19 protein-coding genes are annotated in these 22,525 nt (G+C 42.6%); 3 read left to right on the forward strand and 16 right to left on the reverse strand.

Annotated features, from left to right (window positions below):
• Positions 1-29: 29 nt before the first annotated feature.
• The 12 genes from C1X04_RS08615 to C1X04_RS18440 form a co-directional block, all read right to left on the reverse strand.
• Positions 30-854, reverse strand: coding sequence for an ABC transporter ATP-binding protein (locus tag C1X04_RS08615; RefSeq protein WP_137169683.1), 825 nt, complete (start codon positions 852-854; stop codon positions 30-32).
• Positions 851-1,936: an iron chelate uptake ABC transporter family permease subunit gene (locus tag C1X04_RS08620; protein ID WP_137169684.1), complete on the reverse strand. Its 1,086-nt coding sequence runs from the start codon at positions 1,934-1,936 to the stop codon at positions 851-853. The genes C1X04_RS08615 and C1X04_RS08620 overlap by 4 nt, the downstream gene beginning before the upstream one ends.
• On the reverse strand, positions 1,933-2,952 hold the full coding sequence (locus C1X04_RS08625) for an iron ABC transporter permease (protein ID WP_137169685.1): 1,020 nt from the start codon (positions 2,950-2,952) through the stop codon (positions 1,933-1,935). The genes C1X04_RS08620 and C1X04_RS08625 overlap by 4 nt, the downstream gene beginning before the upstream one ends.
• A 5-nt stretch (positions 2,953-2,957) precedes the next feature.
• A complete protein-coding gene (locus C1X04_RS08630) occupies positions 2,958-3,899 on the reverse strand; it encodes an ABC transporter substrate-binding protein (protein WP_110572290.1) in 942 nt (313 codons plus the stop codon).
• Positions 3,900-4,213: 314 nt separating this feature from the next.
• Complete coding sequence (locus tag C1X04_RS08635; RefSeq protein ID WP_137169686.1) at positions 4,214-4,996, reverse strand: ABC transporter ATP-binding protein; 783 nt, start codon at positions 4,994-4,996, stop codon at positions 4,214-4,216.
• A gap of 10 nt (positions 4,997-5,006) precedes the next feature.
• Complete coding sequence (locus C1X04_RS08640; RefSeq protein ID WP_137169687.1) at positions 5,007-5,846, reverse strand: ABC transporter ATP-binding protein; 840 nt, start codon at positions 5,844-5,846, stop codon at positions 5,007-5,009.
• Positions 5,847-5,859: 13 nt separating this feature from the next.
• Positions 5,860-6,762, reverse strand: a complete 903-nt coding sequence (gene nikC, locus C1X04_RS08645) for a nickel transporter permease (protein ID WP_137169688.1) — start codon at positions 6,760-6,762, stop codon at positions 5,860-5,862.
• Positions 6,759-7,793 (reverse strand): ABC transporter permease, encoded by a 1,035-nt coding sequence (locus C1X04_RS08650; RefSeq protein ID WP_217495009.1) that lies wholly within the window; start codon positions 7,791-7,793, stop codon positions 6,759-6,761. Before C1X04_RS08650 ends, nikC begins: the two co-directional genes overlap by 4 nt.
• A 102-nt stretch (positions 7,794-7,895) precedes the next feature.
• Positions 7,896-9,506 carry an ABC transporter substrate-binding protein gene (locus tag C1X04_RS08655; protein ID WP_110572298.1) on the reverse strand — a complete coding sequence of 537 codons (1,611 nt, stop codon included), beginning with the start codon at positions 9,504-9,506 and terminating at the stop codon, positions 7,896-7,898.
• An 87-nt stretch (positions 9,507-9,593) separates the two neighbouring features.
• On the reverse strand, positions 9,594-10,748 hold the full coding sequence (locus tag C1X04_RS08660) for a mandelate racemase family protein (RefSeq protein WP_110572300.1): 1,155 nt from the start codon (positions 10,746-10,748) through the stop codon (positions 9,594-9,596).
• Positions 10,749-11,153: 405 nt separating this feature from the next.
• Positions 11,154-11,999, reverse strand: a complete 846-nt coding sequence (locus tag C1X04_RS08665) for a lipase family protein (protein ID WP_254682367.1) — start codon at positions 11,997-11,999, stop codon at positions 11,154-11,156.
• A gap of 230 nt (positions 12,000-12,229) precedes the next feature.
• Entirely contained in the window at positions 12,230-14,134 is a 1,905-nt protein-coding gene (locus C1X04_RS18440) for a methyl-accepting chemotaxis protein (RefSeq protein WP_175404914.1), read from the reverse strand.
• Positions 14,135-14,491: 357 nt separating this feature from the next.
• On the opposite strand from C1X04_RS18440, the gene C1X04_RS08675 reads away from it, so the two are divergent.
• Positions 14,492-15,103, forward strand: a complete 612-nt coding sequence (locus C1X04_RS08675) for a MarC family protein (RefSeq protein ID WP_137169690.1) — start codon at positions 14,492-14,494, stop codon at positions 15,101-15,103.
• Between the two features lie 71 nt (positions 15,104-15,174).
• On the opposite strand, the gene C1X04_RS08680 is transcribed toward C1X04_RS08675, so the two are convergent.
• Positions 15,175-15,690 carry a hypothetical protein gene (locus C1X04_RS08680; RefSeq protein ID WP_137169691.1) on the reverse strand — a complete coding sequence of 172 codons (516 nt, stop codon included), beginning with the start codon at positions 15,688-15,690 and terminating at the stop codon, positions 15,175-15,177.
• Positions 15,691-15,727: 37 nt separating this feature from the next.
• Between C1X04_RS08680 and C1X04_RS08685 the strand changes: the two genes are divergently transcribed.
• Positions 15,728-16,882, forward strand: a complete 1,155-nt coding sequence (locus C1X04_RS08685) for a M14-type cytosolic carboxypeptidase (protein WP_137169692.1) — start codon at positions 15,728-15,730, stop codon at positions 16,880-16,882.
• Positions 16,883-17,044: 162 nt separating this feature from the next.
• Entirely contained in the window at positions 17,045-17,617 is a 573-nt protein-coding gene (gene yeiP, locus C1X04_RS08690; RefSeq protein ID WP_110572312.1) for an elongation factor P-like protein YeiP, read from the forward strand.
• A 90-nt stretch (positions 17,618-17,707) separates the two neighbouring features.
• On the opposite strand, the gene trmJ is transcribed toward yeiP, so the two are convergent.
• The 3 genes from trmJ to C1X04_RS08705 are packed head-to-tail and all read right to left on the reverse strand — an operon-like array spanning position 17,708 to position 22,394.
• The gene (gene trmJ / locus C1X04_RS08695) at positions 17,708-18,490 is read right to left on the reverse strand and encodes a tRNA (cytosine(32)/uridine(32)-2'-O)-methyltransferase TrmJ (protein ID WP_110572314.1); all 783 of its coding nucleotides are present in this window, start codon (positions 18,488-18,490) and stop codon (positions 17,708-17,710) included.
• Positions 18,491-18,530: 40 nt separating this feature from the next.
• The gene (locus C1X04_RS08700; RefSeq protein ID WP_137169693.1) at positions 18,531-19,832 is read right to left on the reverse strand and encodes a J domain-containing protein; all 1,302 of its coding nucleotides are present in this window, start codon (positions 19,830-19,832) and stop codon (positions 18,531-18,533) included.
• Between the two features lie 54 nt (positions 19,833-19,886).
• Positions 19,887-22,394 (reverse strand): EAL domain-containing protein, encoded by a 2,508-nt coding sequence (locus C1X04_RS08705; RefSeq protein ID WP_137169694.1) that lies wholly within the window; start codon positions 22,392-22,394, stop codon positions 19,887-19,889.
• Between the last annotated feature and the right edge of the window lie 131 nt (positions 22,395-22,525).

Here is a 22,525-nt window from a genome sequence, read left to right on the forward strand (position 1 = left end):
ATAAGAAGGCTTTATTTTGTACTTTGCGATTAGCTTCTCAGGCGTCTGATGTTGATTAGAATAGGGCTTCCTGTCATAGGGTCTGGCATAAGGTCGCAATCAACACCGTAGAGTTCACGTACCAGCTCTTTGGTCATAATGTCTTTTGGACTCCCTTGCGTCAGTATTTCACCTTCTTTCATGGCGATGATATGGTCTGAATATCGACACGCACTTGGTAAATCATGAACAACCATCGCTAATGTTTTACCTTGCCGAGATAGATTTCGTATCAGCTCGAAAACTTCGATCTGGTGGCCAAGATCAAGTGCAGATGTTGGTTCATCTAACAGTAATAAAGGCGTTTCTTGTGCAATGGACATAGCTATCCAAGCGCGCTGACGTTGACCACCTGACAAGGTGTCCAGTAGACGGTCTTTTAAACCCTCAAGATCTGCAGCCTGCAAAGCATATTTTATGGCTTCTTGGTCATCCATTGCCCATTGTCTTAATAAGCTTTGGTGAGGATGACGGCCAAATCGTATGAGTTCTTCTATGGTGATGCCATCAGGTGCCAAAGTGTCTTGTGGTAATAGGGCAAGACGACGAGCCACTTCCTTAGATGGCAATGAGTGGATATCTTTACCATCTAACATTACAACGCCTGAACTGGGCGTATGAACACGAGATAGTCCGTTCAATAAAGTGGATTTTCCACAGCCATTTGGCCCGACAATCGCCGTTACTTGGCCTTCTGGTAAGGTAACGTTTAATTGATCGATAATGCTTATTTTGCCATGTTTTAGACTTAGTTTATCTGCGCTAAGGCTGGCGCTAAAAGTGTTGGGCTTTTGTTTAAAAGCAGTAGCTGTCATAACGAACTCCTTGAAGAGCGTCTAACGAGTATCCAAATTAAATAAGGTCCACCTATCACAGCAGTCACAATGCCTACTGGTAATTCGATAGGAGATAAAACAGTTCGCCCAAATAGATCGGAGAGCATCATAACCAGTGCACCAGTGAGCGCGGAACTAATAAGAGGAATACCTCGATAGCGAGAAAGAACACGGGCAATTTCAGGTCCAACCAACGCAACTAAACCAACCGGCCCAGCGACAGCGACAGCCAGTCCAGTTAAGGTAATACACAGAATTAGCGCGAGTATTCTGATGTGTTTTATATTGGCACCAAGCCCAGTAATAACCTGATCTGAAAAAGGTAATAGAGCAAATTGTCTTGAAAACAAAAGACAGCCAATGACACAAATGGCAATGCCAATACCCAACGTATTGACCATGAAAGGATCGCGAGCACTGAGACTTCCGACCGTCCATGGATACGCGCTATTGGCAACATCAATACTGACTTGGCTTAATAAGAGCTGAGTTACTGCGCCAGCTATAGCGCCAATCCCAATGCCTGCAACAATGAAGCGATAGCCACGAGTGCCACTTCCACCAGCCAAGCCAAATGCCAATGCTGTTGCGGTTGCTGCGCCTGCTAGGGCCATAAAGGAAGGGGCCAAGGATACACTCATGCCAACAATGGAGGAGACCGCAAAGGCCATAGCTGCATTGTCGATACCAATGATGCCTGGTGTTGCCAAACGATTTCGAGCCATTGTTTGCATCAAACAACCCGCCAAACTGAAGGCTGCACCGGTATAAATAGCGGCCAATAATCGTGGTAAGCGTAAATCTTTGACAACAAATTGATTCATGGTATCACCCTGTCCTAAGAGGACATCAACGACTTCTTTTGGCGAAATAGCCATAGTGCCGCTGCCAAGAGTAATGATGCTGGCAAAGAATAAGACAACCAAAAGCCAAGTGTTGCGAACAATCGCTTCTTTCTCTATTAGGATTTGCGCATGTTGGCCAATAGAAACGAGTCGATAGCCATTTGGACTTGTGTTGCTGGTCGGAGTATCTGGCATGGAAAGGCTTTGGTTAATCATAATGTGGGCAGCCTACGTGATCGGACAATCAATAAAAGCACAGGGGCACCGACGATAGCGGTGAGCACGCCCAGAGGCATTTCTGCAGGTTGTGCGACAAGTCGCGAAATAATATCAGCACTTATCACAATAATTGGCCCAAGAGGTAAGCATAGCCATAATGTTCTACGAATATCAGGGCCAACTAAGGCTCTGGCAGCAAAAGGAACCACTAAGCCGATAAAGGCTACGGGACCGGCTATTGCCGTGGCACCGCCTACGAGCAAGGCTACCGCGATAATGATAATGCCGCGAATTCGTCTTGGCTTGTGTCCAAGACCAATAGCGACACGCTCACCTAAAGCTAACGAAGCCAGCGGCTTTGCCGTGTATAGAACGCAAGCAGCGGCAACTAACATGGAAGGCAAAACGGACATTAGCGTGTGGGTGTCACGACCAGCAACACTTCCTGTGACCCAAAAGCGAATTTCGTCTGCCGCTCTTTGATCGAATAAGAGAATAAGTGACGTCATGGCTAATAGCAGACTAGATAACGCAGCACCAGCAAGTACAAGGCGAATAGGGTCGTTGTGTTGACCTTGCATACGCGCCGCACCAAGCACACAGATACAGCCAATTAAGGCACCTAACTGCGCGATGCCAACCGTTAACGTTGCTGTACTGGCTCCCATGACAAGTGCCATGGCGACAGCAAATGAACTGCCTGCACTGACACCAAGCAAGCCTGGCTCGGCTAAAGGATTACGAGCCACGGCTTGCATTAACGCGCCAGCAATACCTAGCGTTAAACCAACAAATAATCCAATTAATGTTCTTGTTGAGCGCAGATGGAAAACCGTAAATTCGTCGTCTGCAGAACCGTTACCAAATAAGGTTTGAAGGGAAGCCTGAGGGGTTAACCCTCCAGCACCAAATAATAAGCTCAGCAAGCAGCAAAGTGCCAACACAAAAAGTGCTGACACTAAGACGGCAAACAATGGTCGCTGGGCTGGAGACTTAAGAAACCAACTTTGCATCGAGTTTAATTCATCTTTTTATCAATAACAGTTTCAATGGTGTCTAAAATTGCATGCGCTGCCAATGGTCCCGCCGCACTTGTCCAAAGCTGTCCGTTAACAGTCATAACGTGGTTTTCTTTAACAACATTTAGGCGAGAAAACGAAGGCGAGGTCTTAGCGGCTTCGAGTGCGGCATTGCCTTCATTGTTCAGTGTTGCCAAGAACAACCAGTCATTGTCCACTTTAGATAAATTTTCTAAGCTAAGAGGGCTACTGTGTGGACGTCCTTCTTTGACGACACCTGCATCGTTAATCTCGAAACCAACGGAAGCTAGGATGTCTGGTGCAAAAATCTGTGAAGACATGACGACAGGTCCTTGAGGCATCCAGCGAGCAAGTGTTGCTGAACGCTCATTTTGAGGTAATTTAGTTGTAATCTTGTTTTTAAGCGCACTTGCACGTTTCTCTATATCCGCAAGAATGACATCCATTTCGTCAGTCTTGTTCAATGCATCAGCATAAACGTGGGCTATCGTTTCCCATGAACCTGTAACTATTCCTGGGGATTTTGGCACGACAGTTGGTGCGATTTTCGAAAGGATATTGTATTGATCTTGGGACAAAGTCGCTGATGCTAGAATCAAGTCTGGTCGCTGAGCAACGATGGCTTCTAAGTTGTTTTGTCTCGAAGTGCCTACGATGCTGATATTGCCGACACGATCTTGAATGTACTCTGCGACGGAATCACCTCCCCGTGTAGCAACCGCCGCCAAAGGTTTAAAACCCAAAGCAATCGCGCTATCTAAGGCATCTTCGGATAAAGTAACCACACGTTTTACCTCGTCATTAACCTTAACATTACCGTATTTCGTGCTAACAGTATGTTCCGCTGCGAATGTAGTAAAAGAAGCGGCTAAACCAGCACACAGTAATATTTTCTTAAACGAAGGGCGATTAAACGTCATAACATACATTCCTTAAAAATGAATATTTTCAATAAGCAGTACGCTTCAGTGCGAGCTGGAGTATTGAGGGTATAAAGAAACCAAATCAAGTTTAGTAATGATAACGCTTCTTATTACTGTGTTTAACTGTTTAATCTAATGAAAGCACTGCAAAAAATGCAACGTAGCGTTTTACAATTCGAGTATTTCTCAGGCAGGGCGTATTCGTAGAATAAGAACCAAGATGAATTTATGAAATAGTATCGTTTAGCTATTGGTCTGAAATGAAAAAAAGCGCTCTTTTACTGAGCGCTTAAAAACACTATTTGTATGCTCTAATAAATATTAGATTCAGCTATTACGTTTGTTGCTTCTGTATGATAGCAACAATCCAGAAGCATTCTAGTGTAAGGTTCTGATGCATTATGATTAGCAAGATCGTCAGAGGATATGGTTTCTACAATGCGGCCACTTTGCATAACGGCAACACGATCACAGAGATAAGACACGACACCCAAATCATGAGTAACCATAAGATACGTTAGACCTTCTTTTTCCTTTAAGTCTTTTAATAAATTTAAGATTTCAGCTTGCACTGAAACGTCCAGCGCTGAAGTAGGTTCATCCAATAAAAGGATCTTTGGTTCAAGTATCAAGGTTCTAGCGATAGCTACGCGTTGACGTTGCCCCCCAGATAATTGATGTGGCGACCGATAGCGGAAGCTATTATCCAAGCCTACTTTTTTCAGTATGGTGGTAATCCGTTCGTCTCTGTTGTCCATTTTATGAATTTTCAAAGGTTCCGCTAACGCGGTCTCAATACTGTGTCTTGGGTGCAATGATCCGTATGGATCCTGAAAAACCATTTGCATATCGATGCAGCGTTTTTTGTCGAGCTTATGTTGCAATTGCTTGCCATTCACAGACAGCTGACCTGACCAGTGATGATATTGTCCTGCTAGGCAGCGTAAGACAGTTGTTTTTCCTGAGCCAGATTCACCTACTAGACCAAAGGATTCCCCTGCCTGAATCTGAAGACAAACGTCGTGTAAAACTTTGCTTTCATTAACACCACTACCAAAAGATAAGTTGAGTTTTTCAATGTCGATTATATTCATAAAGCTCCCCTTAATTGAATAACCAGCTTGGATCCCTTTGCAGGGTTGGAAGGCGGTTTCGAATATCGCCTATTCTAGGCGGTGCTTTGAGTAAGCCTTGTGTGTATGGGTGTTGCGCATTTTCAAGTTCACTGGCCTTAATAGATTCCACAACTCGGCCTGCGTACATAACCAGTACGCGGTCACAGTAATTACGTACCAGATCTAGGTCATGACTAATAAAGATAAGCCCTATATTGCGTTCGCTGATCAACTCATCAAGTAAGTTAAGTACTTGGCGCTGAACGGATACATCAAGTGCAGAGGTGGGTTCATCCGCAATGATTATTTCTGGCTCAGGAATTAACATCATTGCAATCATAACCCTTTGACCCATTCCGCCTGATACTTCGTGAGGGTAAAGAGAGTAGACTCGCTCTGGGTCACGAATTTGTACTTTTTCAAGCATAGTTATGGCTTTTTCTTTGGCGATTTTTTTGCTTACTTTGTAATGAGCAAGGTAAGCTTCCGCAATTTGATCGCCAACTTTCATGACAGGATTCAGTGAGTATTTTGGATCTTGCATTATCATCGATATTCTGCGGCCGCGAATATTCTGCATGGTTTTATCGTTTGCCTGTAACAAATCGATATCACCAAATTGCAATTTTTCGGCTTTCACTGTGGCATTTTTAGGGTGAAGTTTTAATAAACTTCGGCCCACCGTCGATTTACCTGATCCAGACTCTCCAACTATCGCTAGCTTCTCTTGCCCTAGAGTAAATGAGACGTCACGTACTGCATTTACTTGGTTCCCTTCATGAGAAAAGCTAATTTGGAGATTTTTAACTTCTAATTTTGTATCTTCCATAAAAATCACACCTTTAGTTTCTAGGGTCGAGTAGGTCACGTAAACCATCGCCAAGTAAATTGAATGCCAGACTGACGAGCATAATTGCAGCGCCTGGTGCGGCCACGAGCCACCAATTTTCTAACATATAGCTACGGCCTGTAGATATCATCGCCCCCCATTCAGGCAAAGGGGCCTGAGCACCTAGTCCTAAGAAGCCTAAACCTGCTGCGGTTAAAATAATTCCAGCCATATTCATTGTTAGACGAACGATGACGGAAGATAGGCACATTGGAACAATATGGCGAAAAATGATTCGTGTAGAAGAGGCACCTTGTAATTGAACCGCAACAATATAATCCGCTTTACGCAATTGAAGGGTTTCTGCTCTTGCCAAGCGAGCTATAGGCGGCCAAGTTGTTAGAGCAATAGCAATAACAGCATGTTCAAGGCCAGGCCCTAAAGCAGCAACAAAGGCTAAGGCTAGGACAAGCCCAGGGAATGAAATGAAAATATCCGTGATTCGCATGAAAACGGTATCGATGATGCCACCGAAATAACCTGAAATGGTGCCTATTGCTAAACCTATTGGTCCAACAATTATGGTAACTAATGCAATGATATACAGGGTTATACGAGAACCATAGACAAGACGACTAAAGATGTCTCTTCCAAATTCATCGGTACCGAACCAATGCTCAGCGCTAGGTGCCTGTAAGCTATTGCTGAGCTGCTGAGCAAGCGGATTATGAGTTGCAATCCAAGGTGCGAATACCGCTATTACAAGTAGCAATATCACGACAACAAGACCCGCAGCGGTCAAAGGATTACGTATGATTCGTTTACAGCCATGACCTACAGTTTTTAATAACATCATTAGGTTGGCATTAGTTGATTTTGAGATTGAAGACGACTTCATTGTTGAATTTGTAATCATTTTCGTGTCCTCGGATCAAATACTCGATAAAGCAAATCTGTCAGTAAATTCAGTGATATAAAAATTAGACCAATGAGTAAAATTGATGCGACCACGGCATTCATATCACCGAGCAAAAGGCTACTAGTAAGGTATTGTCCAAAACCTGGCCAAGCAAAAACCGTTTCAATTAAAACGGCACCTTCTAATAACGAGCCGTAGGAGAGGGTAATAATAGTGAGCAATTGCACAAGAATATTGCGAAACGCGTGACGCCAGATAACCACACGTTTAGGCAAACCTTTAACTTGGGCAGTCAAAATATATTCTTGTGAAAGCTGCTCTAACATGAAACTGCGTGTCATACGGGTAATGAATGAAACAGCGTTCAATCCCAGTATAAAGGCAGGCAAAATGATGTGCTTAATCGCACTTTGAAATACATCCCAGTCTCTTGCCAGAGCAGAATCTATCAATAACATCCCAGTAACTGGGTCGACAAAGCCATCGTAGGCTAAATCTACGCGCCCAGATCCACCAACGACATTAAGCCAAGCATAGAAGATAATTAGACCTATCATCCCTACCCAAAATACGGGTGTTGAATAACCAAAGAGGCTGATAACTCGGATAATATGGTCAACAGCGCGACCTTTGTTAACGGCAGCGTACACACCTAATGGAATGCCGATAACAATACCAAAGATAATCGCGACAGTGGCGAGCTCCAGTGTTGCAGGAAAAACACGTGCAATATCTTCTATTACTGGACGACCTGTTAGTAGGGCGTTACCAAAGTCTCCATGAGCAATGTCATTTAAATAATATAAATACTGAGTGTAGAGGGGCTTATCTAACCCCATTTCTTTGTAAACTTGTTCATACGTTGAATTATCAGCATCTGGCCCTACGACAGAAAGAACAGGGTCGATGGGCATTACTCGACCGATAAAAAACGTCAATGCAAGCAAACCTAATAGCGTAATGGCGACGGAGCTAAGTCCACCAAAGAAATGCTTAAAACGCTTATTTGATAACTGGAAAGTAAGCAAAGTAAATCTCCAAAATAATGGTGAGAAAGCCACTATTTACAAAGTAACTAGTGGCTAGTGCTGGACAGAGTAGGCCAGCACTTTCGTTGTAAAAGAATTCTCTTAACGCTCTTTAGTAACTTCTCGTAACCGAGTCGTTGCCGCCTGGTGGCCTTCGTAGTGTTTCACATCGGTTCTAAGCAGAACGGTGTCTAACATTTGTGAAACGGGGAAGATGGCTCCAATTTGAGTTTCATAAATATTTTGAACATCTTGATACATTTCAATTTGCTTTTGTGCGTCTTTCTCTAGCAGCGCGTTTTCAATAATGGTGTTTATTTCTGGGCTATAAAATCCAGTACGCCAGCCTTGAAAATTAGTCAGTTTGGCTTCATCGCTGTTATCAGGGTTGTAAACTAATGAGCGCAAGCTTGAGTGAGGATGTGGTTCAATACCGCCACCGCCTCGGCCAACCAACATCTCGAATTTACGTTCGCGCATTGCGCCATAGACCTGATTGCCTGTACCTGTGATGATTTCTGCATCAATACCTGCTTGAGCAAGAGTAGATTGCAAGCTTGTAGCGATATTGATAAATGGAAGTTGAGACAACACTCTAATGCTGGTTTTGAACCCGTCTGGATAGCCTGCTTCTGCTAGAAGCGTTTTGGCTTTTTGGACATTTAATGCATAACCAGGTTCAGGGAGAGTTGCATCCAATCCTAGTTTGAGCGGGCGTTGGTGCAAAACACCATAATTCGGCATGATTGAATCGTTTATTCCTTTGTAATCGATCAAATAGCGCACTGCCTCGCGCACTTTTTTGTTCGAAAACTTATCGTCTTTCATGCTTACTGCGACATAGTAAAGTGTGCCACGGATCGTCGCTTCCGAACGGATATTATCGTCTTTTTTTAAGGCTTCGATGTCAGGAACCGACATTCCCATGGCGATATCAATATCGCCACGCTCCAGCATTAAGCGCAATGATTGAGACTCTGTCATATGGCGCATTACTATACGCTTCATTTCGGAAGGCTCGCGCCAATAATCATCGAATCTGGTCATTAGAACACGGTCTTTTGCTCGCCAATCTCTCAATTGAAAAGGGCCTGAACCAGCAACATTTGTGGTTAGCCACGCGTGGCCTAAATCGCCATCTTTTTCATGTTTTAAGACCTCTTTACTATCAACAATAAAAGCACTTGGAGAGCTACCGAGTGTATAAAGTACTAAGTTAGGGTCTGTTTTTTCTGGCAAGCTAATTTCAACTGTATAGTCGTCTTTTGCTTGAATAAATTGTTCGACATTATCAGCAGTGAAGCCGTATGTTTTCCATGTTGAAGCTAGGGCTAGGTTAAGCTTCAAAACACGTTGTAACGACCAAGCGACGTCATGTGCTGTCAGTTTGTTTCCGGAGTGGAAAATAACATCATCTCGTAATTCAAATGTTATGCGGTTACCGTCCTCGCTAATAGACCAGCTTTTCGCGACAGCTGGTGATATTTTAGACGGTTCTTTTGGTGCTAATTCAATCAGCATGTCGTATAGATTAGAGTTTACGCTAACGACATCTAAGCCACTGGCTGAAGCGGGATCGAGGGATAACAGGTTATCCATACTCATACCGATAACCAATTGATTTTCAGGTGTTATAGCATTAGCACTGGGTACGATAGTGCTACTAATAGCGATTGAAAGTGCGCAATATTTAAGCAGATTTGAAACGTTCATTCTTTTGCTTCCTCTTTATTTTTGTATTGGATAAGCAGTGCCGCTGATCATAATGTCAGCGACGTTTCGGTTTTTTATCTGATTTAATTAGTAGGTTTCCACTATGTTGTTGGCGATGTACTCGAAGTTTATGTCTTCCCCTAAACCTGGTTTTTGAGGTAAGTGGACATAGCCGTCCTCATCCATAGGATCTACGATGCTATTAAGGTAGGCAGGTATATCATCGTATTCTAGAAATGGGTGAAGTAATCCGCGTTCGTACCAAGAGCAATTTTTTATTGCTCCTACTACCGCAAGGTTTGCAGCGCCATTCCCGTGGATTTCACAGTTCATTCCGAAAGAATCGGCAAGGTGAGAAACCTTCATGCAAGGTCCAATACCACCAACACCTGCAACGCCAGCACGTAAAATGTCGCAGGCTTCATTCTTAACCCAACTCGCACGGCTAAAATGTTTGCCTGATAATGATTCTGGGCCTAATACAGGGATGTCTAAGTTTTTTGTTAGCCATGCATAAGACTCCGTAGATTCTTCAGGCATTGGCTCTTCGATCCATTCAAAATTCAGTCGTTCTAGCTCTTTGCCAATTTTGTATGTATCTGTGCGGCTGTACCAATGGTAGCCGTCTAACATTAAGGCGATATCTGGACCAACAGCTTCGCGCACAGCGGCACAGGCACGAATGTCCATTTTTGGGCTAGGAGCAAAGGAAACAGGAGGCATCCAAGTGTGAAGTTTGATGGCTTTATAGCCTCGTTTTACGAGTTTTTCTGCAAAGTTGGCATAGTCTTCAGGAGTTGCTAAACCACCTTTAAGTTCGTCGCCGCACATTGTGCTGCCATAAGCTAAGACTTTATCTCGGTAACCACCAAGAAGTTGATAAACAGGAGTATTAAATTTTCGACCGATAAGATCCCACAAAGCTTGTTCCACTAAAGCAAGAGCTCGATCTGTTAGTTGTCCTGCACTGCCACGCTGCCAATGAGCAAGTTCTTGCCATAGACGTTCTCTGTGCATTACGTTTTGCCCGATCAGTACCTTGCGAGCAAAAGCATCTAGGATGTGTTTGCGAATAACTTCTGGAGGGCCAAAAGAATATCCTTCGTCTCCGGATTCTGTTGTGATTCGCAACATGGCCATTTGGGTTTGCTTTTCATCTCCCGGATGAGCGTGGCCTGCGGTATCTACAGATCGGCGACTGAGAAATGTGAAAACGTCCACTGTAATGGATTTAATGATCATAAATTAAGTATCCTGTTTAGTATTTTTTATCTTTAAGAAACTTTTTATATGCAAGAAGCTAAACAAAATTGATGAAATGATGTGATTTTAAAATCAAAACGGCATTTCATTTATCTTCTTTGTTAAGTTGTATGATGTATAACTAATGTAGTCAAGTGCTGTATAGAAAAAGTTTATTCGGCGTGTTTTTGCTATCGATATAATGTCTTAAAAAACAGTATGTTAAGAAGTATTCCTATGAATAAGAATTTTTAATAGTCTGTTGGGAAGGAACCCTTTTTCTCTATTATTTGCTTAAAAGTAAGGGCTAAAAAGATTGTCTTGAGGTAGCGTCAGTAGAGTAGGTGTACAACTTATTACGTCGAACGTCACAGGAAGGGGTTGATAAAATGAGTAAGTAGATGGCTAATCGAAGGAAAAGCCAAAGATACTAATCTCTGTCTTGTAGGTCGTTTCCTTTGCAGAGGATTGAAGCGCTTCTATTAAGTCCAAATAGGTCTTCATTTTGTGGGCTTGTAGGTTCTTTTCACTGGGAATAGAGGTGGTGAACTTGGTCGCTCTGAGCATAGCTTTCACGCCGCTAGTTTTGGCAAATTCCCCTTTTTTCATGAGAATAATCTCTTCTCCCATGTGCCAGAATATATCTAAATCTTTTATTTGCATTGGGCTGATAGGCGGTACTAAAGGCACAATGTCATCTTCCGTGACAACTCTTGTTAAAGGTAGGTTGCCAAACTTGTCCGCACCAGTGACATTGGTGACTTTAGGCTGGCCAAAGGTGATGATCTGCTCTATTGGGTAACCATCGTTTTGTAGATACATGCTAAGGATCACGGCAATCGCTCCTCCCAGACTGTGGCCTGTGAGTTCGATAGATTGATCTTTAACGAGAAAAGGTTTGATATCTTGGTAAATGGCTTTTGCTCCAGAAGCAAAGCCTTGATGTAGCTTTATATCAAGTACTGTGTCTGGGTGCAGTTGTAAATTTAAATCCAACATGGCGTTTTCTAGATTTGCCGTTCCTCGAATGGCAATGGTTTGAATATTATTGGCGCGACTTAAAAAATAACTCACTTGAGATGAGGGAATGACGGATTGATGAATTAAGGTTTGGCCTTGTTCTTTAAGTCGTTGCTCTAGTGTGCTTGGTTCTAGGTAAGTGTCATCTGACAGTCTTGCTTGACCTTCAATTGCAGTGAAATCTGGTGCGGCAATGGCCAGTTGAAAAGGTATAACCAGTAAAAGAGACAATAATAAGATCTTGTTTTTTAGCATGCGGGATAGGAGCAATAAAGTAGTAAAGAGGAGCAGAGTACTAAAAAAAACCATCGCGTAATATAAATTTAAGATGAGAAGTGGCAGAGAGGGTGAATTTTCATGTTTCTTAGCGATTAGGAAAACGGTCTTTACTGTTAAGCCAATTCGAAGGTTGCGAAGGTTGTAAAACCCCCTGATTATACAGGGGGCTTTGGGAGGGGGCTTTAACGTTTGATTTTAAAGCGTTGAGTTAACGCATTTAGCTCGAGGCTTAACGCTTTTAAGTTGCTAACCGCCATTGCCGATTCAGCAGCGCCTTCCGTGGTTTGATCCGCTAACTGGCGAACATTTTCAACACTGCTGCTTATTTCGTTAGAAACGTGAGACTGCTGTTCTGCTGCTGTCGCAATTTGTTGAGTCATATCTTGCACATGGCCCATTTCCATATTGATGCTTGCAAAGAGTGCAACAACTTCTTTCGCTTGCTCAGCGTTATTAATAGATAAATCGCGGCTGGTTTGAATTTTATCTAGGGACTCTTGCGCACCGCTTTGTAGTAAGTGAATTAAGTCTTCAATTTCTTTTGCTGAGTCTTGAGTTCGACTTGCTAAACCACGAACCTCATCTGCCACTACGGCAAATCCGCGACCCGCTTCACCAGCTCGAGCCGCCTCAATCGCAGCATTAAGCGCTAATAGGTTTGTCTGTTCAGCCACAGCCTTAATCACTTCTAGTACGTTTCCGACATTATCAGAGCGTTCTTTTAGTGTTTCCATGGTTTGGCTGGTATTGTTAAGCTCGATGGCTAGATTGCTGATCTGAGTTGCTGTCTGATTAACCATAGCACTACCTTGATCGACGATTTTGTCAGTGGCCGTCGTGGCAGAGGCTGCTGTTTCAGCATTGCGAGCGACTTCTGCAACGGTTGCAGACATTTCATTTATGGCTGTCGCTACTTGGTCTGTTTCATCTCGCTGAGACTGCATTCTACTTTGGCTGTTCTTGGTAATGACTTCCAGTTGCTCGCTTGTCGAGCTTAGGTTAAGTACACCGCTAACAACTTCTGAGATCAATTTGTTTAATGTCAGGCTCATTTTGCCGATGTCGTTGTAGAGTTTACCAAGTTCATCGCGACGTTCAGTGGAGTAACTTTCAGTCAAGTCACCGGCAGAAATGGACTCTAACGCCAAAGTAACATCATTCATTGGTGTGACTATCATGCGGCGGATAAACCACGCGAAGAATAATCCCATGAAGATAGCTGCGATGGTAACCCATATGAGTAACATGCGAACTTTAGCGCCATCTTCAGCACTTTTGACTTGTTGCAGCGCTTTTAAATCTTCAAGCTTATCAGTAATAGTTGTTGCCAATTCTGCAAGTTTTTGAGTTCCGTTATCCAATTTCAGCGTCAGAGGAGGGTTTAGAGCGAGTAATCCTTGGTAGGTTTTAAATAGCTCATTGATTTTCTGCTGAATAGCTTGCGACTGCCCTGTGAGTTGCAGTTTCTCCATTTCGGATGCAATTTTTGGGATACGAACATTGATTATGTTCAGTGGAATGGGGTTTCCTTTAGCGACACTCGTTGTGATGATTAACATAGTGTCAGAGAGTTCCCTTGACATGCGTAAAGTAGTTGTTACGGCATTTATATCACTGGAACCGCTAAGGCTATCGATTAGCTGGTCTGCTTGGGTATTGATTTCGTTACGAATACCGGCTGCTTTTTTGCCAGTATTCCCCCAGTCTTGGCGGAATGTGTGAACTTCTTCAAATGCGAGTATATATTTATCTAAGGCACTGGAAGCCTCTTTTACGATGGCTAAGCTTGTTTCACCAGTGTAAATATTGAAAGAGTCTTTAAACTGTTTCGATAAGTCTGTCTCAATATTGATGACGCCATGGTAAGCATCTTCGCTACCGTTACTAAGATATAATTTACGCTGTTCTCTAAGATCTAGAACAATGCTATTAAGCTGGTTGGACAATTGAACCTTATGGGCTCGTTCTAGCAGCATATCAACACCTAAAAAGCCAGCAATCGCGACGATAAGTGTTAACAATAAAACTAGGCCAAAACCACATACAAGTTTTAGCCCGATAGAGAGATTTTCGAAGGGGTTTTTCATGAAATTTCCTGTAAGGACTTTAGGGAGATAATTTGGTGGCAAATGGTAATTTTTTTGACGGACTTTTGCGATGAGATTTCTTAATAAAAAGTTACAAAAGTACGTTGTTTTACATTCTTTTTTATGTTTTGGGAGTAATCAGGGGGAAATCGATTTAACCTGCCATGGTTTGAATAACCTGTTAAGAGTTTCTTAAGCTTTATAGAGCGGTTTTCTAATATAAAGATAGGCGATAAACAAGGTGGTTTTTGATGCCGTCATTTTAGCATTGCTTATAAGCGCTCTCAGGTATCACCAAGATTAGTAATACGGTAAAATCCCCACCCTAATTTTCCAGTAACACTAACCGAGAATCTAATGAGCACTGAGTTTTCCATTCTATCTGCCACTTTACTGTTTTTGTTTGTTATCGACCCGTTCGGTAATATTCCTATTTTGTTGTCAGTGATGAAGGGGGTTCCCCAGAAGCGCCAATATCAAATCGTGTTGCGCGATGGCTTAATCGGTTTGATTATTTTGGTGAGTTTTTTGTTTTTTGGGGCTGAGTTTTTGGCGCTGTTGCATTTGGAAACGGAGTCTATTTCAATCGCTGGTGGCGTGGTCTTATTTGTGATTGCTTTGAAGATGATATTTCCTTCTGCTTATGCGAAAGACACGGGGCCTGTGATGGAGCCCTTCATTGTCCCGATTTCTATTCCTATGCTAGCGGGACCCTCTACGTTAGCGACCTTGTTGGTGATGGTGAAAAGCTACCCAAATGATCAGCAAGACTTACTTATTTCTGTTGGTGCAGCTTGGGCAATTTCTGTGATTATTTTGGCACTGGCGCCTTTGCTGAACAGAATCTTAAGAGAGAAAGGCTTGGCTGCGTTAGAACGACTGATGGGGATGTTGCTATTGATGATGTCTGTACAAATGCTGGTAAACGGTGTGCGCAGTTTATTCACTCACACACTTGCTGCCCTTTAAAATATTTAGCCACCCACTTGAATGATAAGCTGGGTGGCTAAATTTTGTTACTTCATACTATTTGTTAAGACTTAGTCTTCTATCACTGGAATATCACTTGGGTCGATAAGCCCGTGTTCTACTGCAATTTGTAGCAGCTGAATGACGAGTTCATCTGGTGGCAGCAAGTGCAAAGGTGTTGTTTGACCTTGCTCTTTCACGGCATCGTCTAGATCTACATCCCGTTCTTCAAACCATGAGTGAATACTTTGTACTTCAAAGCTTGGCTCTAATCCTTTTATATCGTAAGTAGTCTCGACCAACAGGTTAAGCGATTCGGGTTCAAGTGCGTAAATGACATCGGTATCAAATTCATTGATCCATTCCGCTAGAATGTCGCTGGCTTCGTAGCCGAATTCGTAGAGCTGTTGTTCATCAAGGTCGAGTGCGTTAGGCTCGATACGGTGGTTTTCTAGCCACTCGTCGTCGGGTATTACCAATACTTCTTTTACTTGTGCTTCATGAGTAGACCAGGTGAAAAGTAATGGAAAAGCTGGCTCGTCGGAAGAGTTGGCGACAGCCGTCATGAATATAGGTAAACTTGCCATAATTTAGAACCAATGTTTGATTGTTAAGGAAGAATAAATGACCAGCCGAATCAAGATCAGTAGTGCGTTTGATGGCGGTAACATCTCCGTTATTAATGCTTCGGAGCCGGACAATATTAGAGTAAAGATCCCTAATGATACAAACTCTAAATTTTTGCAGTGGTTTTATTTTCGTTTACAAGGCGGCATGGGTGAACAATGTGTCATTCAATTTGAGAACGCTAGCGATGCTGCTTACCCAGATGGTTGGGTCGATTATCAAGCGGTAGCCTCTTACGATAGAGAGTATTGGTTCCGTGTTCCAACAAAATACGTAGACGGCAAATTGGTAATTACGCATCAACCCGAGCAAGACAGTGTGTATTACGCGTATTTTGCGCCATACAGCTATGAGCGTCATTTAGATATGATCGCTTGGGCAGCAAGTAATGAAGATTGCATTACCGATCATTTGGGTGAAACGGCAGAAGGTCGTGACATCACTTTGTTAGAAATCAGCAAAACCCAAGGTTTAGCCAAAAATATCTGGATTATTGCGCGTCAGCATCCAGGTGAAACCATGGCTGAATGGTTTGTCGAAGGTTTGCTGGAGCGTTTGTTTGATGAGTCTCATCCGGTTGCACGTGCTTTGTTGAAGCATTGTCGATTTTATGTCGTTCCGAATATGAATCCAGATGGCGCTGTGCACGGTAATTTGCGAGTGAATTCTAAAGGCGTGAATTTGAACCGCGAATGGAAAAATCCAACGGCAGAATTCAGCCCAGAAGTGTTGGCAGTACAAAAGAAAATGGCTGAAACAGGCGTTGATATGTTCTTAGACATTCATGGTGATGAAGCTCTGCCTGTGAACTTCGTTGATGGATGCCAAGGTGTTCCATCCTTTGATGCTCGTATGGAAGCCATGGAGACCTTGTTCAAAAATATCTTCACTGCAGTTAGCCCGGATTTTCAGACTGAGATTGGTTATACCCCAGATCAATTTGGTGAAGCGAATTTGACGGTGGCAACAAAATGGGTAGGGGAAACCTATAAATGTTTGTCTTTTACCTTAGAAATGCCATTTAAAGACAATCAAAATTTGCCTGACGATATAGTTGGCTGGTCACCTGAGCGCGCTAAGATTTTGGGTGCGGATGTCTTGTATCCTATTTATCAAGTGATCATGAGTTCTCATATGAAAGCCGACGACTAAGAGTCGTTGGCATTTCGAGATTTTTGACCGCTTTGTTGATGAAATGATGATTTATTATCTAGCGAATATTGGCAAACTGGATTAGGATCTTGCTTTCAAAATTGCAATGAATTTAATTACCCATTTTTATTTTTATAGAACGTAATTTTAGGACGAAGAAAAATGCCTAAGGCAAGTGAGATCAAAAAAAATGTTGCTATTAGTTATGACAACAAAACATACATTGTAAGGGATATTGAACGCTCTGTACCTCAGGGGCGTGCTGGTGGCAGTCTTTACCGTATGCGCATGTACGATGTTGTAACGGGGCGTAAATTGGATGAAACATTCAAAGACTCCGATATGATCGATCTGGCCGATCTTGTTCGTCGTCAATCGATGTTTTCATACTCTGATGGCGACGAATATGTTTTCATGGACAACGAAGACTACACGCCATACAGCTTGAATAAGAGTGCAATTGAAGAAGAAATTCTGTTTGTTAATGAAGACACTGTTGGTATTCAAGTTGTTTTGGTTAACGATGCACCTGTTGCTATCGAGTTACCTACGAATGTTGAGTTAGAGGTTGTTGAAACGGATCCTTCTATCAAAGGCGCTTCTGCAACGTCACGTAACAAGCCAGCTAAATTGTCGACTGGTGCGGTTATTCAAGTGCCAGAACATATTTCTACTGGTGACCGTATTAAAGTTAACGTTGAAGAGCGTAAGTTTGCCGGTCGCGCTGAAAAGTAAGACTTTCAGTTCTTGTGAAAGAATATAAAAAAATGCAGCCAATTGGCTGCATTTTTTGTTTTAGCGAATCTTGATTAAAAAGCCTTATGCTTATTCTTTGTTAGTAGAATCCTTTAATGCGTCTTTGGCTTTTTTCTCTGGGTGGTTGTTGGCTTCGGTTAAACCTGCTTCACGTTGTACGGCGGCCAGTACACCTCGTAAAATCCCCAATTCTTGTTTCTCAGGGCGAGAGCGATTGAAGAATCTATGCAGCTTGTCTAAAACCTTACCCGGATGGTTACGAATGATGAAGTTGATGCCATAAAGGGTCTCTTCTAAATGATCATAGAACAAATCCATGTCTTTTTTGTGCGGGTATTCAGGCGTTTCTTTTTTGTAGTTCTCTTTGTTTTGGTTTGCCATCCAAATTTCATAAGCCACTATTTGTACAGCCTGTGAAATGTTCAATACAGGGTATTCATCATTCGCATCGATATAAACTTGGCGGTGACATTGGGCGATTTCATCGTTTAGCAAGCCCGTTGTTTCACGGCCAAATACGATAGCCACATTGTGATTAACCGCTTCAGGAATAACGCTTTCAGCACATTCACGCGCATTCATTATAGGAAGTTGGAAGGTGCGATGACGAGCACTGGTCCCGATGACAAGGCTACAGTCAGCAATGGCTTCTTCTAGCGTGTCAACGATAGTGGCGTTTTCTAATAGGTCAACAGCGCCAGCAGCTCGACTGGTGGCTTCTTCCGATGGGTAGTCATTTGGATCAACCAGATAAAGATTGGTTAAGCCCATGTTCTTCATGGCTCGGGCAATCGCACCGACGTTGCCAGGATGGAAGGTGTTGATTAGTACAATTCGGATGTTACTTAGCATGGGTCGTGAAGTACTCAGGGTTATTTGTCAGTTAGGATAGTTATGGCTTTAGTGTGAGCGATTGCTCTGTGCTAGCAAAATCGACATTTTCTAAGATGACTTTGCTTGTGTCATTAAATATGAATTGATTACAGGCGTGATGATACAGGGAACCGGTCTCTAACACCAATCGGTAGTTGCCTCTTGGGATGTAATTTGCGGCATAAGCTTGTTTTCCATACAAGTAGATGGAAAAGGGCGCTTGCCCATCGTATGACTCAAAAGTCAGTATGCTGTGCTCTGGCAATTGGTTAAGAATACGCAGTCGGCTGCTGCCTTCTGCTTTACCAATTAACTCACCGTGTTGCGGGGCAATCCCAGGCTGGCCGATGCAGCCTGTTTGCATAGCGTGTTGCACATTGCCATAACCAATATTTTTGGTTTGAACCCAGCCATTGACACCTTGAAAGCGTACAGTCAACCAATCACCTTGGAGTTTTATTCCTAGCAAGTCTGCATTGGTTGGTATGGTTTTTAGGATGGCACTGGATGTATCTGGTTCGGCATAAAGCGTTGTATTGGTAAGTGTATAGCCCGGCCCAACGCGGAATTGAGGATACAGGCCGCTTACATAGGTTGCTGTTTGCGGTGATGGTGTTGCTTTTTCCTTGGAAGATTGCCAATAGAGCGTGGCATATATTCCGGCGGCGAAACAAGCGATATAAGTTGCAGCTCGAAAGGCCGCTTTTGCAGCATCTAATCGAATAGGTCGGCTGACAGGTGTGCTTTGTTGAGTGCTCCCACTTTGATAATCGTCGTCATCGTCTACAAAAGATTGGTAAGGCGGTATGTCTGACTTTCCATCATTTGGGCTATCTGTGTAGCTGTAGCCTTGTGAGGTGAAATTTTTAGAGGCTTTGAACGCCTCTTCATAGAGCGCCTTAACGCGTTTTTCTTTGAGCGTATTTCGCGCGGCTTTAATCGCTTCATTACGGGTTTTCTCGTGATGAGCATTGTTACGCTTCATTTCTTCGTAAGCACGCTGTCGCTCTTTGATGAAGGCTTCTTGTTCTTTGTCTGTCGCTTTCGAAAAATTGGAATAACGGTTTTTTGCGCCAGAGCTGTAGGTATTTTCGCTTGTAAAGCTAAAGGGTTTCCAGTCATTGACTAAGGCGCCTTGGCGAATAGCGCTAATGACATTCTCATAGGACGTTTGAAGCCTTATAAATAACTCTGTGGTGTCTGTATCTGGATTTTTATCGGGATGATAGCGCCTTGCTAAACGTCTAAATGCGGCTTTTGCCTCCTGCTCACTGGCACTGGTGGGGATGTCCAGTAATTGATAGTCGTCTTTTAGGCTCATGGGATTTTGGTTACTTACCGTTTTATATCTAGGAAAGAATAAGTGTATGACGCATTATGCACGATTTACAGGCTCTGACAAAGGCAGATCTTTTTCCGCTAACAAGGCAAGGTACTCAACTGGCGTCATAGGGCGGTACAAGTGGTAACCTTGTCCAATTTGGCAACGCCATTGTCGCAATAGTTGCAATATGCCTTCGGATTCAATCCCTTCCGCTACGCTTGTTATGTCCAGCGCTTTGCTCAGGTCGATCATGTTACGACATAAAATTTGACTTTGCGGATCATTCAGTAAGTTCATCACGAAAAATTGATCTATTTTTAATTCGTCTGTTTCTAGGGCGACTATATTTTGCATTGAACTATAGCCTACACCAAAGTCATCGATGGCAATTTTAAAACCAGCATTATGGAGATGTTTAACATTGTTATGAACAATTGTGTTGTTATCAAACACACTGGTTTCTGTGATTTCTATGGTAAATTTTTGTGCTTCTAGTTGATGCTTTGTCACACTCGTTACCATTCGACGAGCAAAACCTTCTTGCAATAGATCAAGCGCTGAGATGTTAATAGATAAATATTGATTAGCCACTGCTTGTGGATTTGCAGAAGCCCAAGAAAAGACCTTTTCAATCAGCATGTCTGTGAGCTTGTAAATTAAACCTGTCTGCTCGGCTAGGGGGATAAATTCACTAGGGGAAACTTGACCTAGGTATTGGTTGTGCCAGCGAATCAATACTTCACCGCCAACAAGGCTCTGGTTTGTTAAATTGACCTGTGGTTGGATGTCGAAATACAACTTTTCATGCTCAATGTCGTTCGTGAGTAAGGTAATGAGGTTGAGCTGATGGGCATGATTATTTTTTACATTGTCTGTAAAGGCGGCCCAATTCCCCGATGAGTATGTGACAGACTGACTTGCTGTAAGGGCATTTTTATAGAGCGTATTCAGATCATGACCTTGTGAAGGGTAAAGAGCCGTACCAATTTTATATTGGGGTCTAAAGTGTATTCTATCTAGCTGTGTGGGGTTATCTAAGACCCGTTGTAAATCGCGAATGAGCTCTTTTAAATAGGTAGGCTCGGTGCTGATTACTACTAGGTGGGTTGCAGTAAGTCGAATAAGCTTTTTGGTACTCTTGTTTGGAAGAGGAAACGACATTAGACCTGTAAATTTTATTAACTGGTGATGAATATTGCTGATTGCTTCACCAATGACAGAGTCGGCTTTCACAGGGCCTAAAGCTTGGCTTAATGTTTGATGATTACTCATATCAATCATAATAAGGGCAAGCTCATGAGCGTCCTTGTCAGACTCTTTTAATAACTTGGGTAACTGATCGAAATAGTAGGCTCGGTTTGGTAAACCTGTTGTTATATCTGTGATGGCATGCAGTAATCGATTTTGCTCAATGTGTTTTGCCTTATCGGCAAACGCAAATGAAAACCCCAGTAACTGTAATATGCATGCGATGGGGAGGATTGATTCAGTAATGAGATTGATAGGTAGAATTTTCCAGAAAATCAACGTATTTAAGATGCTGCCAGCGATCAGAAAGAGCCAAGAAAATAAATAAAATCGTACAGCTGTAAAGCCTTTTAGATAGGCTTTGATTCCCCAATATAAGCATATAATTAACATAAACAATTCTAGCCCAGCAAAGAACAAGGCTGAGGATTTGACTGAGATGAATTGTGTTGCAACCAAAAAGGTAATGAATAAGACATCACCGTATTGTCTTATCAGTGACTTTCGTGAAGGAATTTGCACTTCTTGAAGGAATTGCACGGTAAATCGGAAAAGTATCCAAGCACCAATGCCAAAAACGACGAATAAGTTATTGATTAGCCATTGGCTAATCGTTTCCGAAAATATCCACCGATTAAAGCCCGTAATTATCGATAACGCGAGGAATATGACGACATTCAGCCCAAGATAGTAGATAAATCCTGGTTGCCTTAGTAAGACAAACACAAAGACATTGTGCGCCAGTAAAATCCCCAAGCTGCTAATAATAAAAGTCCAAAATAACAATTTTTGTTCTTTTTTCTGTGCGGCTTTTTCACTATCAAACAGTTTGAAAGGAGTTAGTAGGGGGCTGTTGCCCTGCTTTCTAACCAATAAGGTGGTTACTTCATCAGGTGAAAGAGTAACGGGTATCCAAATTCCATCGTATTTTTGTTGATCATCTTGCCAGTTATCCAGCGCGCCTCTTTTCCAATGCTGCTTAAGGGTGTCGCCATGGAAAAGGAAAAAATCTAGGTGTTCAATAACGTAGTAATTCAAGTTAAGGTAAAACGAAGGCTGCGAGCTTGGAGCGTCGCCTATTGGAAAAGACAACTTATGCCAATAAGCTTGGTTTGAAAAATGTTGCGACGGCTCGTAGTGGCTGGTTTCAAATTCGGTTGAAAACAATGCCTCTTGTGCTGAGAGTGGATATGTTTCTTTTAACGTCGGGAGGGTTTTATCAATCCTGATCTCTTCATTCGAAATAGCTGTCAGAGGTGCGCATAAGAGCGTCGTTAGTAGGACAGATAATAAAATTCGCCTAGATACCATTCCGTTCGATCCTATTTTACTAAAACGACGACGTTATTAATTCATTATATAGGCCTTTTTATGATGGCTTTGCTGCATCTTTTCTTGCAATCGTAAGGGCTTTCTTAAAATATAGGCGACATTTCAAATTT

Origin of the sequence: Marinomonas sp. FW-1 (assembly GCF_005222245.1) — a bacterium.
In the GTDB taxonomy this organism is placed as follows: Bacteria; Pseudomonadota; Gammaproteobacteria; order Pseudomonadales; family Marinomonadaceae; genus Marinomonas; species Marinomonas alcarazii.